16 protein-coding genes and 3 pseudogenes are annotated in these 16,512 nt (G+C 38.5%); 15 read left to right on the top strand and 4 right to left on the bottom strand.

Features of this window, described 5'->3' with window-relative positions:
- Positions 1 to 280: 280 nt before the first annotated feature.
- On the bottom strand, positions 281 to 616 hold the full coding sequence (locus ACINLD_RS08880) for an MmcQ/YjbR family DNA-binding protein (RefSeq protein ID WP_026587972.1): 336 nt from the start codon (positions 614 to 616) through the stop codon (positions 281 to 283).
- A gap of 762 nt (positions 617 to 1,378) precedes the next feature.
- Here ACINLD_RS08880 and yidD point away from each other — a divergent pair.
- The 6 genes and pseudogenes from yidD (at position 1,379) to ACINLD_RS08850 (ending at position 5,960) form a co-directional block, all read left to right on the top strand.
- Positions 1,379 to 1,603: pseudogene (gene yidD / locus ACINLD_RS08875) on the top strand (membrane protein insertion efficiency factor YidD).
- Positions 1,604 to 2,114: 511 nt separating this feature from the next.
- Entirely contained in the window at positions 2,115 to 2,957 is an 843-nt protein-coding gene (locus ACINLD_RS08870) for a sialate O-acetylesterase (RefSeq protein ID WP_077736374.1), read from the top strand.
- Between the two features lie 272 nt (positions 2,958 to 3,229).
- Complete coding sequence (locus tag ACINLD_RS08865) at positions 3,230 to 3,646, top strand: GNAT family N-acetyltransferase (protein ID WP_163170564.1); 417 nt, start codon at positions 3,230 to 3,232, stop codon at positions 3,644 to 3,646.
- Positions 3,647 to 3,859: 213 nt separating this feature from the next.
- On the top strand, positions 3,860 to 4,483 hold the full coding sequence (locus ACINLD_RS08860; protein WP_077736375.1) for a L,D-transpeptidase: 624 nt from the start codon (positions 3,860 to 3,862) through the stop codon (positions 4,481 to 4,483).
- Between the two features lie 244 nt (positions 4,484 to 4,727).
- Positions 4,728 to 5,324, top strand: coding sequence for a class I SAM-dependent methyltransferase (locus ACINLD_RS08855; RefSeq protein WP_026587970.1), 597 nt, complete (start codon positions 4,728 to 4,730; stop codon positions 5,322 to 5,324).
- Between the two features lie 345 nt (positions 5,325 to 5,669).
- A complete protein-coding gene (locus ACINLD_RS08850; protein ID WP_077736376.1) occupies positions 5,670 to 5,960 on the top strand; it encodes a hypothetical protein in 291 nt (96 codons plus the stop codon).
- An 816-nt stretch (positions 5,961 to 6,776) separates the two neighbouring features.
- Here the strand turns inward: ACINLD_RS08850 and ACINLD_RS08845 are convergent.
- Positions 6,777 to 6,951 (bottom strand): annotated as a pseudogene (locus ACINLD_RS08845) (sigma factor-like helix-turn-helix DNA-binding protein); the annotation flags it as partial.
- Between the two features lie 228 nt (positions 6,952 to 7,179).
- Here ACINLD_RS08845 and ACINLD_RS08840 point away from each other — a divergent pair.
- From ACINLD_RS08840 to ACINLD_RS08810, 7 genes are all read left to right on the top strand, one after another.
- Positions 7,180 to 7,845: a transcriptional regulator gene (locus ACINLD_RS08840; RefSeq protein WP_077736378.1), complete on the top strand. Its 666-nt coding sequence runs from the start codon at positions 7,180 to 7,182 to the stop codon at positions 7,843 to 7,845.
- 5 nt (positions 7,846 to 7,850) lie between these two features.
- Positions 7,851 to 8,225, top strand: a complete 375-nt coding sequence (locus ACINLD_RS08835; protein ID WP_077736379.1) for a RidA family protein — start codon at positions 7,851 to 7,853, stop codon at positions 8,223 to 8,225.
- A 74-nt stretch (positions 8,226 to 8,299) separates the two neighbouring features.
- Positions 8,300 to 9,403, top strand: a complete 1,104-nt coding sequence (thrC, locus tag ACINLD_RS08830; RefSeq protein ID WP_026587965.1) for a threonine synthase — start codon at positions 8,300 to 8,302, stop codon at positions 9,401 to 9,403.
- A 42-nt stretch (positions 9,404 to 9,445) separates the two neighbouring features.
- Positions 9,446 to 10,420, top strand: coding sequence for an asparaginase (locus ACINLD_RS08825; RefSeq protein WP_026587964.1), 975 nt, complete (start codon positions 9,446 to 9,448; stop codon positions 10,418 to 10,420).
- 65 nt (positions 10,421 to 10,485) lie between these two features.
- Positions 10,486 to 10,827, top strand: coding sequence for a RidA family protein (locus tag ACINLD_RS08820; protein WP_256860377.1), 342 nt, complete (start codon positions 10,486 to 10,488; stop codon positions 10,825 to 10,827).
- Positions 10,824 to 11,930 carry a D-TA family PLP-dependent enzyme gene (locus tag ACINLD_RS08815; protein ID WP_077736381.1) on the top strand — a complete coding sequence of 369 codons (1,107 nt, stop codon included), beginning with the start codon at positions 10,824 to 10,826 and terminating at the stop codon, positions 11,928 to 11,930. Before ACINLD_RS08820 ends, ACINLD_RS08815 begins: the two co-directional genes overlap by 4 nt.
- Before the next feature lie 23 nt (positions 11,931 to 11,953).
- Entirely contained in the window at positions 11,954 to 13,186 is a 1,233-nt protein-coding gene (locus ACINLD_RS08810) for an alanyl-tRNA editing protein (protein ID WP_077736382.1), read from the top strand.
- Between the two features lie 105 nt (positions 13,187 to 13,291).
- On the opposite strand, the pseudogene ACINLD_RS08805 reads toward ACINLD_RS08810, so the two are convergent.
- Positions 13,292 to 13,555: pseudogene (locus ACINLD_RS08805) on the bottom strand (RNA polymerase subunit sigma-70); the annotation flags it as partial.
- A 201-nt stretch (positions 13,556 to 13,756) separates the two neighbouring features.
- Entirely contained in the window at positions 13,757 to 15,148 is a 1,392-nt protein-coding gene (locus ACINLD_RS08800; protein WP_410206971.1) for a PLP-dependent aminotransferase family protein, read from the bottom strand.
- A gap of 146 nt (positions 15,149 to 15,294) precedes the next feature.
- On the opposite strand from ACINLD_RS08800, the gene ACINLD_RS08795 reads away from it, so the two are divergent.
- Both ACINLD_RS08795 and ACINLD_RS08790 read left to right on the top strand, forming a co-directional pair.
- On the top strand, positions 15,295 to 15,903 hold the full coding sequence (locus ACINLD_RS08795; protein ID WP_245117905.1) for an FMN-binding negative transcriptional regulator: 609 nt from the start codon (positions 15,295 to 15,297) through the stop codon (positions 15,901 to 15,903).
- A 170-nt stretch (positions 15,904 to 16,073) separates the two neighbouring features.
- Positions 16,074 to 16,481: a hypothetical protein gene (locus ACINLD_RS08790; protein ID WP_410206970.1), complete on the top strand. Its 408-nt coding sequence runs from the start codon at positions 16,074 to 16,076 to the stop codon at positions 16,479 to 16,481.
- Positions 16,482 to 16,512: the final 31 nt, after the last annotated feature.

Raw genomic sequence — 16,512 nt, 5'->3', positions numbered from 1 at the left:
CTACAATCAAAGTGAGGAAAAAGTGTTTGAAGGTGAGTTATCTGTATAATTAAGCGTTAAAAAAACTCCGGCACAGAAGTTTTCATCATGTTTTGAAATGGGCTGACTTTTGAGTTCTTATATGTCAGGGCTCTACAGAGGTATTTTATATAAACACAATGATATACAAAAAGGAACTCATCAGAGGTTCCTTTTCTTTATAAACAACTCGGTCAATCCCTAAGGGGAGTTCATTAATACCTAGAGACGTTATCGATTTAATGCAATAAATAAATGTGTATCAGATACGTGCCTTTGGCTTAGTCAATTCAAAACTATGCTGCACCATATCATGAAGATCATCCTCTGGGAGATCACCATCTAATATGATGGTATTCCAGTGCTCTTTATTCATATGATACCCAGGCTTCACCTCTTTAAATATGCCGCGGAGAAAATGAGCGCGATGAGGTTCACATTTAAGATTTACGCATAAGTGGCCATCAAGATTAAAGATAAGAGCAAACAACTTTTTATTACCGTTGTGACGCATCGCAGTCCATCCTTCACCAAAAGGGTGGTCTTTATAAGTATCTGAATAAGACAGGCAGTACTCGATTATTTCAGCTTTCGTCATAAATAGGACACCTCCATTCTTTGTAAAATTCACATTGTGTAAGAACGGCTGCAAAGAATATGAATATCCAAAAAGATATAGGCTTCTTCTATACAACTTGATCTTAGAGGAATGCCAAGTGTTCCAATTATTCATTATTCCTTTTAGTCCAATCTGAAATTTGTTCTAACCTTTGTTTGAATTTCACTTCAGAGCCTTGTGTTGTCGGGTGATCATATTCACGCACAATCAAGGAATCCGGCATCGCCTGCCTTGTTGTTCAGATATTGCATTGAATTTCTTCATATTATTTTACCACAACCAGTAAATATCTAAACGAGAGCAGACACAGAGGATAGTATAGTGACGAGAGATGAGATGGAGGCTCTTCATTGAAGGTTTCTGCTCAGTGTCCAAAAAATGAACAAAGAAACTGATCTGCTAACATGATCTCCCGCTACTCTTCTTTATTTCCCCGAAAAAGAGATCTTGTCAAGTGAAGAATCTCACGAGAAAAACCACTTTTCTGAATCATGCAGATGTAACGTTCATATCAACAAGAAAAGCTTTTTTTGGTCACAATTTTGACAAAAGCGATAGCTCGTTGGAGTCATGTTATCTTCTATTTTTTATTCTAAACATTTACTTTAACCGATTAATATGGTGACCTGTCGGCTGACGAAAGATCAGCGGCAGTGCCGGGTGCGGATCTGATTGTTACATATTTTGCAAAGGATATAGCAAAATTTCTTCGGGAGGAATCATGAAACGGGCAGCGAAGTATTGATTCGATTCTATCAAAAGGCGATATCACCTCTTTTCCCACCAACTTGCAGATTTTATCCAACATGTTCCAACTACGGTCTTGAAGCGATTCAAAGGTTTGGGTTTATCAAAGGCAGTTATCTGCTCATCAAATGATTACTGAAATGCCACCCTCTTCATCCGGGAGGCTTTGATCCTGTTCCAAGCAAAACAGATAAAAAAAGTGAAGGAAATTCAAATTAAATAGGATTTAACTTTTTTCGAACGTTTTTACTTGCGGGGCAGGCAGGGGAAGTTGACCGCTTTCCTGAAGAATACCTGCACATTCAGGGAAGTAATTGAAAAGCTGCATAAAGATGACCGGGTGTATGTTTCAGCAATACACCCGGTCATCTAATTGTGTATTTTTATACGAGAAATTTCGTTATTTATCAAGACCTAAATCAAAAAAAGTCATAAAAAATAAGGAGTTATACATATTTTACATGACTAATATGTATAACTCCTTTAGTTCTTGTTCAATAATCGCGCCCGATTGTGGAAGATCGTTATTATTAAACTAAAGCCCCCGATAGTTGAATAAGAAAAGCAAAAGAACATGCTATTTCACAAATACATCCACCAAATTTTCAATGTTAGTTTGTTTTTCATACATGCTAATAAAAAAATAAAACCTGTTAAAACTTTACAAGACAAACTGAATTCACTATAGTCTAATTAGACCAAAATATTGATGTAAAGAAGTGAAAATTAGATGATAAAGTCTTTTTTAATGTTGGGGCAGTCGAATATGGCGGGCCGTGGATTTTTGAATGAAGTAGACCCTATCTATAATGAAAAAATAAAAATGCTGCGCAATGGACAGTGGCAGATGATGACAGAGCCGATTAATTACGACCGTCCGGTTTCCGGCGTTGGCCTGGCGGCATCTTTTGCAGATGCATGGTCGAGAGCTCATCCCGATGAAGAAATTGGCTTGATCCCTTGTGCGGAAGGTGGCAGTTCATTGAATGACTGGCATCCGGAAGGCATCCTTTTTCAGCATGCTTTGTCCGAAGCCCGCTTCGCCCTCCGGTCCAGTCAAATTTGTGGAATCCTTTGGCACCAAGGTGAGAGTGACAGTTATCGTTCGCTACATGAAACTTATTACGAGAAATTAACCCTTATTATCGAAACGCTAAGAAACGAGTTGAAACTTGATGAGGTACCGTTGATTATTGGAGGGCTTGGTGACTTTCTTGGGAAGACCGGTTTTGGACAGCACGCGACCGAATTTCGACAGGTTAATGAACAATTGCTGCGTTTTGCTAATGAACAACAGAATTGTTACTTTGTTACTGCAGCAGGTTTGACTGCGAATCCTGATGGCATTCATTTAGACGCAGCTTCACAACGCAAATTCGGTTACCGCTATTTCGAGGCTTTTTCGAAAAAGCACCATATCCTGAAACCCATCTCGGGAGAGGAGCAATCACTGAAAGTGAATGGTGACTATTCTAAAACTGAACAGATTTACCTTCATAGTATGGATTTGGCTTCGGGTAAAATCACGTACGCGGAATTTGAGGCGCGGATGGCGAAGGTGATGAAACCATAATTCCCTTACTTATCCTTGGCTTTCTAATCCAAAACCCCGGAGCTCGCTTCGTGGTGCAATGGACATATTGCATTATGGCATTCTGAACACATGCTGTCACATCTCAAAATACCAATAGAAAATTCATTGTTAGAGAGGTGTTCATATGAGTTTACCTCTGGATGATCAACTGCTCATTGATAAAAGAACCGGTATTATTAATGGTTTGCAAAAAGTGGATATTGAACCTGTTTTTTGAATGAATGGCTTCCGTGGGTGATGAGGTGAAAAGTGTGAAAGACAGTCAAGGGTTCATTACGTTTGCACAAGAAGAAGCGGAATCCGGATCTTCGCTGCATCTCGACATTTTTGAAAAAGGCCGTTTGGCAGGGAAAGTGTGCTTATATCAAATCAATGACAGAATCAAAACAGCCTCTATTGGCTACTATATAGGTGCGGATTTTGAGGGAAGAGGACTCGTGACACAAGCTGTAAAACAGCTGGCTGCTTTTGCCTATCAGACGCGAGGGCTAAATCGCTTAGAAATAAAAGTGATCAGCCAAAATAAACGAAGCCTCGCTGTACCTCAGAGACTTCGTTTCTCTTATGAGGGCTGTTTGCGAGAAAGCGGAGAATTTCAGGGAAAGCCTGCTGACCAGCTTATAGTTTCGGTGCTAAAAAAGGAATTTCAATCTAAGGAAAGATTTTAGCTAACGTTTAAAAATGACCACGACAACAATTGACTGAAGTGCCGGCAGTGCTTAGATTAAAACGAGTTTTAGAGAAGCATGGAAATGAAGATGCTCCGAGTTTGAATGAAGCCTGAGCTTTTTTGAATGGCCTTGTGCTTTGACAAAAAAGGATGAACTAAGCTACAATCCAAATCGTAATGTTTAAGATTTATATAGGGGGAAAGACTTCATATGAAGCATAAACGGCGAATTGGATTATTGATAGTAGCTTCTGTATCTCTGGTTGGCACAATGGCAGCTTGTTCAAAGTCAAAAGCTGAAATGGAACAGGTGAACGCTGAAGTAAGCAAGCCTGCTGATACGTCATCAACAGAAACATCTAAGAATGTAAAAACAAAAACGGAGAAAAAAGAAATCGACTGGACAAAACCTTCAGACGGAAAATACCCTGACATTAAAAATAAAGATTTCATCTGGATTGATGTGTCTACAAAAAAACAGGAGGCCTACATAAAAGATGGAAGTAAAACAATCTACACGATGAATATTTCCTCAGGTCTCGATCAAACAGAGGATGATTCAACACCAAAGGGTACATATTATGTAGGGCCTGAACGAGGTGAGTGGTTTTTCTCCCCAAAATATCAGGAAGGTGCAGAGTATTGGGTTTCATGGAAAAATCATGGTGAATTCTTATTTCATAGCGTACCATTCAACAAAGATAAAAAAGTCATTGAAAAGGAAGCAAAAAAATTAGGAAAAAAAGCTTCCCATGGATGCATCAGGCTTGCGATTCCAGATGCAAAATGGATTTATGAAAACATACCTGAAAAAACAAAAGTAGTGATCAGCTGATTTGGCTTCGTTTGAAGGCCTTTCAGGCAGGATATTTCATGAGGATGTCTGGGATATTTTCCGTCAGCTTGGCAGTATACCGGTGCGGCTTTTTTTCAACGGGCCGCAAGCTGACAAAATTGTATGGTTTTATATCCTTGCTCAAAAGAGCAAATAGAATCCGCCCATAAGTCCTGAGTGGAGCACCTCAAGCTATAATGACCACGATGTAGCTTTATTTTTAAATAAAAATAGGGAGTGGAATATGGAACATAACGTTTTTGAACAGATGGCAAAACGATATGATACAGAAGAAAGAATTGAAATAGCAAAAGTGATCGTGAATGAAGTAAGACCGGAATTGCGAAATAGTCAATCAAAATCTTTAATCGACTATGGGAGTGGTACTGGTCTCATTAGTTTAGAATTATCAGATTTAGTACACTCTATTTTGTTGGTCGATTCATCAAAACAAATGTTGGAGGTGGCGAAAGCTAAAATTTTTCGCAAAGGAATTGCCAACGCAAAAGTGCTTTATTCAGATTTTACCGAAGAAACTCCTGAACTGAAGGCAGACATCGTTTTAATGTCACTCGTCCTTCTTCATATTCCGGATACGAATAAAATTTTACAAGAATTGTTCGGTGTTTTAAATAATGGCGGCAAGCTCTTGATTATTGATTTTGACAAAAACGATAAAATTCAACATCCGAAAGTTCACAGCGGTTTTTCGCACGAAGAATTGAAAAAAAGATTATCCGATGTTGGATTTAAATCAACTGAAATGAAGACATTCTATCACGGCCATCGTATTTTTATGGATCAAGATGCTTCAATGTTTATATCCAGCAGCATAAAGTGATTTCTTGTTTTTTAAAATGAAATAGAGGAAGCCGGAAAATGAAATCCGGCTTCCTCTTGCTGATTTCATTGAGTATTAGAGGTTATCCGTGTAAGTGATGATACAATCAGCAGCGTATTTTGGTTATCGAAATGAGGATAAAAGCTTCTGTGAGAAAATATAAATGTAGAATAGGATATTAAAAAAATAAGATCATTTTTTTCTAAAAGATCGCAGAAAGAAGCATGGGATTTTTATCAATGTATTTTTTTAAATGCTCCTAATTTTTGATATTGCGAGGATTTTCTTAATTATGTTAGCATGGCAATGAAATACCAATTGAAATGCAAAATTAGGATTGAATGGTTGAATGTTAAAAAATGCTTTTTTCTGATTCTTATACTTGCAATAACGACTTTTTCGGGTCCGTTTATTGCTAAAGCTACATCATCAAAAACCGTCAGTGATTTATGGAGCGATAAAGACTTCGAAGCGGCTGAATTAATAATGAAACACCTACATACATATGTTGATGACAATGGTAAAAAGTTAATGAAAATTGTTGATAAAAAAGCTTTAGATAAGGGGCTTGCTGAATTAGAATATTCGATGACTGCCTCTGAATTGGAAGGTTATATTCATAACTTTAATGAATGAATTGGGAAAGATGGCGCTGTATCTGATTTTACAAATGATGTTTCTAGTGACTTAGCCGAAATTACAAAAGATGGGGCTAGCGAAATAAGGATCAACAGTGTTATCACATGTAGTAATGTACTAGGGGCTATTGGTTTGATTCATTCTGGTTCTTATACCGCCGCGCTCTTGCTCTTGGGATTTCAGGCGGGCTTTCAGCCTCGATTCCATTTATCATATCCACTGCATATTATTTAGGAAGCACCCTGTGTTAAAAATGTGTAATTTTTAAAAAGGGTTGAGAGATAATGAATTATTTTAGAAAATTTTACTTTTCGTATATTTTTCTTGGAATAACAATCATATTATTTTCCCGGGCATTCATAGGCGATGAGAATGGATTTTATTTAACGTTCATTTTCTTATTTCTTGCCAATTTCACTTGTTTTGCTACCGAGTATCTATTGATTAAACATTTTGAGGAGAAAAAACAAGTAATCTTTCGTAAGCGAAGTGAATTTCTTCAACATAGCCAAGTTCGCAAAGGATATGTAGTGTTTATAGGAAGTCAAATTTTTACAACGTTAGTTATTTTCATTGTCTTTAAATTAGTTTTTTAAATGTTGAATCAAGTATGTTAAACGTGCAAAAGAAAGGGGCTGTAGTATAGCCCCTTTTATGTTCATTGCATAAAAAACCATCCAAGAGCTTTAAGTCTTATTCATTCATTATTTTCTTATTAAGTCGTGAAGCAGTCTTAATGCATCAACGTATTTCCATGAAGAACGAAAGATTCCATACGTACTTAATATAAGTAGCTTCATATTTTCTTATTTGTCACTTCCGCTTCTCCTTCTTCGCCCGATAAAACTCGTGAAACATCTTCAGCAGTGCACGTTTCTCAGGTCCGGACACTACTCTGCGAAATTCCGAGAGCCTTTGCAATTTCCCGCTGCTGCGTTTTCTCTTTCTTCAAATCAAGGCCGAAGCGGCCGACGATGTATTCTCTCTCGCCAGAGGATATCGATGCACGACAACAATTGTTCAGTGGTTTATTTATAGCTTAAAATATAGCCCATTTTGTGGCCCAAAAAAGGTGCAAATAAGTGTAATGAATGATCAATCCCTTGTATAAAAAAATATATTTTTGTTTCATTTTTGTATAAAAAATTATATAATGAATCCATGAATGAAATCACTTGAGATAAATGCAGGTAAATGAAAGTTAGGTGTTCAGGTTTTGACTGAAGCAAAACAGATTTTAAAAAGTTACATACCATTTGCAAAAACGATAGGGGAAATGTTTGGTCCAAATTGTGAGGTCGTCATTCACGATTTGACAACACCACAGTCTTCCGTCATTTTCACAATCAACAATCATGTAACAGGAAGAGAGGTTGGCCAATCCTTTGACCACTTAGTGAAAAAGGTTCTTTTATCCAATGAATTTAAAGAGGATTACTTAGCTGGATATGAAATTCAAACAGATGATGGGAGAACAATAAAATCATCGACTACCCTCATTAGAGATGGCCAACAGCAGGTGATTGGGGCTTTTTGCACCAACTATGACATGAATGTAATGATTCAAATGAAAGAAATGTTAGATGCATTTATGCCTGGTGTTGAAAAGAAAAATCAAATACAAACTTCGAATACGGCGGAACAGGAAGCTTCGATTCAGAATGTAGAAGAGATCACGAACCAGTTAATTGAACAAATTGTAGCGAACCGCAAACACTCTATGATGAAACGCCGGGAAAAAATCGAGCTGATCAGATTTATGGATGAAAAGGGGATATTCCTCATGAAAGGTGCCATTGATAAAGTAGCAGAACAATTAGGCATTTCAAAGGTCACAGTCTACAGCTATTTGGATGAAGTGAAAAAAAGACAATCGGAGTGAGCGAAGTGGAGAGTATTTTTGAGGCAGGCAATTTAAAATCGAACGGTCATTATGCGTTAGCTGTGGTTCATCAAAACACGGTCTATGTATCAGGGCAATTTGCCATTGATCCCATCACGCAGGAAAAGAAATTTGGCACCATTGAAGAAGAGACTTTACAGGCATTGTCAAATATAGCGTATATCTTAAAAAAAGCCGGCAGTCATAAAGGCAAAATTGTAAAGATGACCCTATATCTACACGATATCAATTTATTAGACCGTGTTGACAATGTCTGTCAGGGTTTTTTTCACAATTATCGCCCAGCACGGTCAGTTGTTCCGACGAACGAGCTGCATTACGGTTTTCAGGTTGAAATTGAAGCAATCGCCAGTCTGTAATATATTTTTTTGTCTAAAGCATATAAAAAAATATATAACATATAAAAAAATATATAATAGGAGGTCTAAAAATAATGGAACAGTATCAATGTCATTCCTGCCGTACGAAATACAATGTGTCTGAACAGGTGTGGAAATGCCAGTGTGGCGGGGTGTTAGACCTTGTAAAAGAAAAAGTAGAATGGTCCGATTCAAAAGTGCTCAAGGATATGCCTTCTATGTGGAGATATATTGATGCTATGCCATTTGATCGCGACTCCGACATATGGCGCGGTATCACGATGGGGGAGGGATACACGCCTTTCATCGTGTTAGACAGCGGGGAGCCGAATACTTTTGTGAAAGTGGACTATATGATGCCTACTTTGTCTTTTAAAGATCGCGGTGCGGCTGTATTAATAGCTAAGGCAAAGCAGCTGGGAGTGAAGCATGTGATCGCCGACAGCAGCGGAAATGCAGGGACATCTATTGCAGCTTATGCCAAGCGGGCTGACATCGCATGTGACATCTTTCTTCGAAAGGGTACATCGCCTAAGAAAATCGCGCAGGTGAAAGCGCATGGAGCCAACGTTCGCGAAATTGAAGGCACAAGAGAAGATGTGGCTGAAGCAGCGCAAAAGGCTGTGGATATAGAGAAAAAATTCTATGCCAGTCACGTTTTTAATCCATATTTCTATGAAGGAACAAAAACGTATGCCTTTGAGATTTGGGAACAAATGAATGGAGCGCCGGATACGCTTATTATTCCAGTTGGCAATGGTACGTTATTACTTGGGGTTTACTATGGATTTAAAGAGTTACTAGAGAACAAATGTATAGACAAAATGCCAAGGCTGGTTGCGATACAGGCAGAGAATTGTGCGCCGTTGGCAAAGGCATTTATCAACAATCAACAAGCTGCTGAACCCGTCGAAAACAGCGGAACACTTGCAGAGGGCATCGCGATTGCCAAACCGGCAAGATCTGCTCAAATATTAGAAGCCATCCGTGCCACAAACGGTCAAATCATTACAACCAATGAGGAAGAGATTCTAAAAGCTCGTACAGCATTAGCAAGTAAAGGCTTTTATGTTGAGCCAACAACAGCGGCTAACTATGCAGGATATTTAAAATACAGTCATTCTTCTGATGAAAAAATCGTGATTCCATTATGCGGGGCTGGGATTAAATCTAATTAGGAACGAAGAGAGAAACCTTTAATATGAAAATGGGGAGTTAACATGGAAAACAAGAAAATCATTTTGCTGAGTACCGGCGGTACAATTGCAAGTAAGCCTGATCCTGAAACAGGTCTATTAGAAGCAGGTGCTATGACAGGTGAAGAGCTTTCTGAAATGTGCCGACTGCCTTCTCATATAGATATTGAAATTAAGTCAGTCTTTCAATTACCCAGCAGCCATATGACATTTCATCACCTTAAAATTTTAAAAGAAAATATAGAGAGTTTTTTCCGGAATGAAGATGTTGCCGGAATTGTGATATCGCATGGGACAGATACCCTTGAAGAGACTTCGTATTTCCTTGATCTGGTTATTTCTGATGAAAGGCCGGTTGTGTTAACAGGGTCACAAAGAGGACCGACACTTGACGGTACAGATGCATTTGTGAACCTAAGACAAGCTTTCTTATTAGCGGCACATCCTGATGCGAGAGGCTTAGGGGTAACAGTGTTGTTTAATGAGAGGGTCTTTGCTGCTCGATATGTGAAAAAACAGCATGCGTCAAATGTTGATGGTTTTTTCTCACCGGGATTCGGTTATTTGGGAACGGCCGATCAAGATGAGATCGCAATTCATCAAAGATTAATCAAGCGTGAGACGTATCAGCTGATTCAACCATTGCCAAATGTAGAACTCATTAAGTGTTCACTTGGATCAGACGGAAAGTTTATAGATTATGCAGCCGAGTGCGGGAGTGCAGGAATCATTATTGAGGCGCCGGGAAGAGGCCATACGGCTCCGGCAATTTTAGAAAGTGCAAAGAAAGCCGCAGAGAAAGGAATTACTGTCGTTCTGACAACAAGTGCTGACGAAGGTGAAGTCAAGGGAGTATATGGATTCCAAGGAAGTGCTTCAACATATGCAGATGTCGGAATCATACTAGGCGGCAGCTATGACAGTAAGAAAGCAAGGATCAAACTGGCTGTTTTGCTGGCTGCTGACCAGAAGATTGATGAGGCTAGCTTTAAATACTAGGAATGGGGGAGATTATATTGAAGTCTGTACACACGAAATATTCAACACGTGATGGAGGCCATTACGTGCCAGCTATGGAACACAATGATGTTCTCTATATTTCAGGGCAGCTGTCGATGAATCCGGAAACGGGGAAAATTCCAGCTGGGGGCATAAAAGAAGAAGCAAAACAGGCATTGGCAAATATGGAGCTTGTCCTCAAGGAACGGGGATTAGCCAAGGAAGATGTGATATTATGCCGACTTTATACCCCAGATGTCAAGTATTGGCCGGATATCAATGAGGTTTATGCTCATTTCTTCGGCAATCATAAACCGGCAAGAGTAGTTGTTCCATCAAATCATTTATATGCCGGATGTCTGGTGGAAGTTGAAGCCATTGCAGTGATAAAGGAGGGGGCACAATGAATGATTTACAATTAGATACACCAGCTCTTTTAATCGATAAAGACGTGATGTTAAGCAATATGAAGGATATGCAAAATTACGCTAACGAACAGAAGGTAAGCTTACGCCCTCATACAAAAACACATAAAATGCCTAAATTAGCTAAACTGCAAGAAGAAATGGGAGCTGTAGGAATCGCTGTAGCGAAAGTAGGAGAAGCTGAAGTGATGGCCAGAAATGGCTTAAAAGATATCTTTATCGCAAATGAAATTGTTGGGAAACCAAAGCTTGAACGTATTAGAAAACTATCTGAAACGATTGATATCTCTTTTGGAATCGATAGTGCGTATCAAGTACGTGAAATTGAAGAAGTATTTGAAGGAGCCACAAAGAAAGCCCAAGTGTTAGTGGAAATTGAAGTAGGAGAACAACGCTCCGGGATTATTGAAGAAGATGATTTTCGTACTTTATTAGAATTAATCAAAACGTGTCAAAATGTCGAGCTTAAAGGAATCTTCTCACATGACGGACATTCTTATAAAGCGAAAAGTATAGCACATTGTAAAGAAATCTATAAAGAAAGTGTAGAACGAACATTACATTTCGCCCGAATTGCGGAAGAAATGAATCTAAAGCCGAAAGTGGTTAGTATTGGCTCTACTCCTCCCTTCATGTTTAAGTTTGATATTCCAGAAGGGGTTACAGAAATTAGACCTGGCACTTACATTTTTATGGACGCCTCACAAGCAAATGTAATTGGTACGTATGATCGCTGTGCTGCTTCTGTGCTCACAACCGTGATTAGTAAACCAACAAAAGAACGAGTCATTACAGATGTAGGGGCTAAGGGAATTACTGCCCAAACACGAAGCGAAGGGCTTACTGCAACCAAAGGGCTTGGCCGTATCAAAGAATACGAGGACGTTTATATTCATGGCGTATTCGACGAACATGCTATTATTTATCATGAAGAATTCAACAAAAAAGTAAGCATTGGAGATAAGGTGCGAATTATTCCAAATCATATCTGTCCAGTATGTAACTTGCACGATAAAGCCTATCTAGTCGATAATGGAGAGGTTGTAGACGAATTAAATATTGAAGGTAGAGGAAGACTTCAATAATTTAAAAAATAAGGGGAGATGGCATGAGTCCGAATCATCACAAACTGTTTTACAAAGATCCCTATCTTAAAACGTTCGAAACGAAAATTTTGACACAACAACAGGACAAAAAAGGTGATGTTTATATTACCCTAGAGGAAACAGCCTTTTATCCAACAGGCGGGGGCCAGCCTCATGATACAGGAACATTGAACGGAGTCAAAGTTTTAAACGTTGAAGAGATAGATGGAGAAATTCGTCATTATGTAGAAAGGCCTTTGCCGCATTTAAATGATCAGGTGGTTGGGGTTATTGATTGGGAACGTCGTTTTGATCACATGCAACAGCACACCGGGCAGCATATTTTGTCGGCGGCATTCGCGCAGTTGTATGATCTTCATACAGTTGGATTCCATCTTGGAAATGATACGGTTACCATTGACCTTGATGTATCAGAATTAACAGAGGAAATGGCAGGCAAAGCAGAGAAGCTTGCAAACGAGATCATAATGGAAAATAGGTCCATCGTCGCGAAGTGGGTAGAATATGATGACTTAGTAAATTATCCGATTCGTAAACTCCCATCTGTAAAAGAAAATATTCGTCTTGTCATGATTGATGAATTTGATTACAACGGATGCGGCGGAACACACCCGAGCGCTACAGGAGAAGTCGGAGCAATAAAAGTATTGAATTGGGAAAGACAGAGGAAAAAAATTCGTCTGTATTTTGTATGCGGTAATCGGGTCATAACCCAATTCGATCAAAAACAAAAAGCAATCGTTGAATTGACTGGATTACTTAATCGTCCTGAAGGGGAATTAAGCGAAGCTGTCAAACGGTTACTAGAAAATGTAAAGAAGCTAGACAAAGCGCTTCTAGAATCTAATGAAAAAAACCTTCAGTATGAAGCCAATGAATTATTAGCAAAAAGCGCAATTGAAAATGATACTGTAATGGTGATAGAAACGTTTTCAGATCGATCGCTTCAAGAACTTCAAAAGTTAGCAAAAATGATCGCTGATCGAGAAAAACGGTCCCTTATTTTTTTCTTATCAGAGAACGATCATCGCTTCCAATTGGTTTGCGGGCGAGGAGAAGCAAATAAAATGAACATGAGAGACCTAATGCAAGAAACCCTTTCCCTCATTAATGGAAAAGGCGGAGGAAATAAAATGTTCGCTCAAGGCGGAGGGACTGCTTCATTAACAAAAGAGGAATTTATGAAAAAGGTTATGAACATTATAGCAGCACAAGTAAACCCAGAAGAAAATTAAAAGGTAACTTCAACAGGCCTCTGTAATTGGATAACAAGCTCCAGCTTTATTGAGGGCCTGGTGGAAAGAAATAGAAGCCGGTGTTTTAGGCCGGCTTCCATGACATCATTTCCCCTTCGCCTTCTTCCGCTTCTCCTTCTCCGCCCGGTAAAACTCATGAAACATCTTCATCAGCGCCCGCTTTTCAATCTGCGACATATAGCTCCGCGAAAATCAAGGCCGCAGCGGCCGACGATGACTTCCTTTTCTCTGCCGTCCAGGATGTCGATGTATTTTTTGACTTTTTCAAGCTCTGTGCCTGAGCTGGATGGTGTCGATGACGTCTTCGTTTTCAGATTTTAAGACATCGATGAGCGAAATTTCAATGCCACTCACAGGTTATCCGTTTTTGTTTCGTTAAAGTGATAAAGAGTTTGGCTTTTTTTGTTCAGGAATCACAAGGTCAAATTCATCTCTTATTTAGCAACTTTGTTAACATAACAGTACTTCAAGAGTTTATATGGAAAGTCAACCCGTAAAAAATCGTATTGCGTAACCTATGGAATGACCAAATTATATTAGATGAAGAAGTTATCTGTGTAATGATAACCAAGCACTTTTCAAAAGTTTTACACCTTGTGTTATTTCATCAAAGTCAAGATGGCCGAAACCTAGTTTAATGACGGGTGTTTCAGGATTTCTGTTAACGAAATAAATCTTAGTAGGATATACTTTTACTCCGTATTTAAAGGCACGCTGTATTAGCCTTTCTTCTGAACAGTTCAGATGAACTTTCACTAAGATGTATAATCCAGACTGCTCGCCAATAATCGTTACATGATCTCCGAGCTCGTGCTTTATATTGGAAATAAAGTGCTGCATTTTTTTTCTGTACACAACGCGCATGCGTTTAATATGGCGAAGCCATTCTCCCTCCTTCATAAACTCGACCATGGTGAGCTGGCTGAGTACAGAAACGGTGCTTTCGAATTGACGAAATCGTTTTTTGTACCGGTGTAAAATCGGCTGCGTCAATACCATGTAGCTGAGACGAATGCCTGGGAGAAAGGACTTTGAGAAATTCCCTAAATAAATAACTCTTTCTGAATGAATGGAGGCAAGGGCAGGAAATGGCTGCTGCGTATAACGGAATTCACTGTCATAATCATCTTCAAGAATATACCCCTCTTTTTTATTGACCCAATTAATAAGCGTTTGCCGTTGCTGAATCGGCATGCTTACTCCGTAAGGACTGTGATGAGAAGGTGTCACATAGATTAATCTTTCTTGCAGTCGATTTAAGTTAGAAAAATCAGCTCCTGTCTCAAAAACCGGTAACGTTTCCAGAGTAAACCCATGAAATCGAAATGCTTCTCTCGCACCGTCGTATCCGGGATCTTCAATTATAACTCCAGAAAACTCATCTTTCAGAATATGACCAAGATAAATCAGCATCTGCTGTGTACTGCTGCCAATGATTATGGAATTTGCCTCTGTTTTTACTCCCCGGGATTCTAATAGATACGTAGCCACTTGTTCACGGAGGCACATTTCCCCGAATGCTTCACCGTATTGATAGCTTTTCTGGAATGTCAAAACTTGATTGGACAATTTCCTCCATATTTTCATGGGGAAATGCGCTTGATCTACGGCACCCGCACGGAAATCAATTAAAACCGGTTGTATCGTTTCTGTTTGCTTATTTTGTAAAGAGTCATCTTTCCCTTGAAATAAATGGGGTTCTACTTCATTTACAAAATACCCTTTTCGTTTTTCTGCCCGAATGTAGCCTTCCGCTAAAAGCTGATCATAGGCCATAAGCGTGGTATTGCGGCTTACTTGCAGGGAGTTCGCCAGTTCACGAATAGATGGTAATTGCTCATTGGCATGTATATTTCCTTGTTCAATTAATAATTTAAACTGCTCGTAAATTTGTTTGTATTTTGGAGCATCATCTTTAAAAGCAAAAATGATATTTTTCATCGCTTTCTCCTCTGACATGCTTATTTATCCGAAATTGTACCTTTGAAAATGTCAGTCTGTATCATATTATATCCTAAAAGCTGTAATGGAACCATTTTAGAACTCAAATACATGTGTTCCAATTTAGTACGAGAGGAGAGTTTTTCATGTTTATCCCTGCTCATTTTAAACTGAGTGAAACAGAAGCTTGCGATGTGATCAAAGAGAACGGTTTTGCAACATTGTTTTCAATGCATGATGGTATGCCATATGCAACTCACTTGCCATTGATGATGAGTGTCGACAAAAATTGCTTATACGGTCATTTTGCTCTGGCAAATCCCCAATGGAAAGATATTGTAAACCAACCCGTTTTAGCAGTTTTTCAAGGACCTCATTGTTACATTTCGCCCTCGTGGTATGAGACGAATCAAGCTGTTCCTACATGGAATTATGTAGCTGTTCATGTTTACGGGGAAGTTGAACTTCTAGACGAGGAAGAAACTGCAAAATCAATGAGTGATTTGGTATTGAAATATGAAAGCCCTGACAGTCCATATAAATTGGAGGAAGTTGATTCTAAATTGTTGGCGGGCATGAACAAAGGAGTAGAAGGTTTTAAAATCAAAATCAACAAAATCGAGGGGAAAGCGAAATTAAGCCAAAACCATTCAATTTTGCGACAAGAAATGGTCGTTAAACAACTCAAGCAAATACCACATACAAATGAACAGACCATCTCCAGTCTCATGCAAGAAAATATAAATAAAAATTGAGTCAATACCGAGATTCCTGTCAAACTACAGAACGAGGAAGCTAATCAATAGAATATTCACTTGGAGGAATTTTACAATGAAAAATTTGAATGTTGCGATCCCTACTCCTTTTCATAATGTTTGTTTTTTCACTTTATCAGGCATTGTTATCGTATAAAAAAAAATTAAGAATGAAAAAGAGTTCTAACCAACTACTTGAGAATGAGATAACCTTATTAAACAATTTATCGCATAGTGGTTCAATATATATCATAATGTCAATAATATCTGCGAGTATGGATCTCATATTAAATGAAAAAATTGTTAATCTCTTTGATTTGAGCTTCAAAAATGAAACAAGAAAATCTTTGTCTCATTATGAACGCATATGGTCAAATATATTAGAAGCTTGCATTTCTTTTACAGATGAAGGAACATCACAAGTAGTAAATGGAAACCTTAAAAAAGCCGATGTGCTAAAAGATGCAACCCAAGAGTTTATACGCTTAGTTTCAGCTACAAAAGCTGTTAATAAACCAATATACGAAGAATTTAAAAAGAATGTGGACACACTAAAAAGAGTTACTTCACCAGTTTAATTCTATCTTTGAAAGGCCAGAATTTTAAATT

The organism is Bacillus sp. z60-11 (genome assembly GCF_046464135.1).
GTDB classification, from domain to species: Bacteria; Bacillota; Bacilli; order Bacillales; family Bacillaceae; genus Bacillus; species Bacillus sonorensis_A.
The sequence above is the reverse complement of the archived record's forward strand: the minus strand, read 5'-3'. Positions and strand labels throughout refer to the sequence as shown.